Source organism: Wohlfahrtiimonas larvae, from assembly GCF_002006755.1.
Classification (GTDB): domain Bacteria; phylum Pseudomonadota; class Gammaproteobacteria; order Cardiobacteriales; family Wohlfahrtiimonadaceae; genus Wohlfahrtiimonas; species Wohlfahrtiimonas larvae.
Genome location: NZ_MVDO01000257.1, coordinates 1 through 1,497, shown reverse-complemented (window position 1 = coordinate 1,497; position 1,497 = coordinate 1). Strand labels below are relative to the sequence as shown.

Sequence of the window (1,497 nt, the reverse complement as noted above, 5' to 3'; positions counted from 1 at the left end):
ATTATTTTCTAATAAATCATCCAATGTAATACGGCTATCTTGATTCGTTAAGTGCAATAACGTTTCTGATGTATAACCTGAACCTTCACCATCACGATCCACAGAAATAGTCGCTGTTTGGCTTGCTTCGTCATAATCAACGGTAATAAATTTACCCACAGTTTCACTATCTTTAGAAATTAAATCATCTAATGTTAAACCATCAAAGAAATCTTCTGAAAATTTAAGTACATCTGCATTATCATCTAACTCAGGATTACCTAATGCAAAGTCTACCCAAGTATCAATGCCATGCCCACCAGTATTATCGTTCTCCAACCCTGATAATAATTGATAAAGCACAGTATCATTGCCTGGGCCTGTTGAAATAATATCATTACCTGCACTTGCAATGACTAAGTCATCACCTGCTCCTGCAATGATAATATCGTCACCTGCACCGCCATTGATAATGTCATTACCACCTTTAACATTAGGATCATTGGCATCTGCTTTCACAAAATCCATATAATTTTCTTTTAAATAATCATATACATCTTGATCCGTTGGTTCAGAACCATTTGTCACTGTGGCTTTCAAATAATCAATTAATGTTGAATAACCTGAATACTGCGGATGTTTCAGTACATCACGACCATCCCACTGTAAATGATTGGTATTAATTGCATCGCCAAATAAGATATCGTTACCATTACCACCATTCACAATATCATTGCCCGCATCTGCAGGTTTAAAATTAGTTGTTCCACCAATCAAATAAGATATTAGAGCTTCTTTATCTTGTAAAACCTGGGCTGAACCAACATTATCTTTACTCCAATTTTCTATTTTATTACCATCTTCATCAGTATTATCATAACGTTTTACATTATCAACATGTACTTCGCCCAAGCCAACAGCGAAAACCTTACTTTGATCTGCTAACTGACTAAATATATTATCACGATGCTCCCAATCCTTTGGGTTCTTCAAGCTTGGATCACCATCAGTGATAAAGTACGTTTGGTTCTCGAGACCACTCTCTTGCTCGTTAAACCATTTTACAGCTTCTGCAAAGCCTGCTTCTGGGGCCGTACCGCCATTATCCTTAGGAATACTATCAATCATATCCAAAATATCCTGAAGATTATCTTGCGTTACTTCAAACGTACCATAATTTTTGGGGTCATAGTCAAAAGTAATCAAAGTAAAGTTAATTTTGCCTTGGTGATTAACCATTTGATTAACAAACAACTTCAATCCTTCTTTAGCGACTTCCATTCGATTAGTATTTCCCATTGGGTAATACATACTGTAGCGTCGCGAATTTTTTGGCATAACTTTGCAAAAAGTTTGTCATAGATACATTGTAATGTTTCGCAAGATGATTGTCATAAACTTAAGAATTTAACACCTGTTTAAACAGAGTTTATAAACTGTTTAATTAGACATAAGAAAAGCTGACTGTATTGGTCAGCTTTCTTTTTATGTAAACATTGTTAATTGAATGCTCTCTTT

General features: G+C 35.1%; 1 protein-coding gene. It reads right to left on the bottom strand.

Translation table 11 applies throughout. From position 1 onward, the window contains the following. Positions 1-1,317: VWA domain-containing protein (locus BZK14_RS12905; RefSeq protein WP_143691484.1), on the bottom strand; the 1,317-nt coding region annotated here is incomplete at its 3' end. Positions 1,318-1,497: the final 180 nt, after the last annotated feature.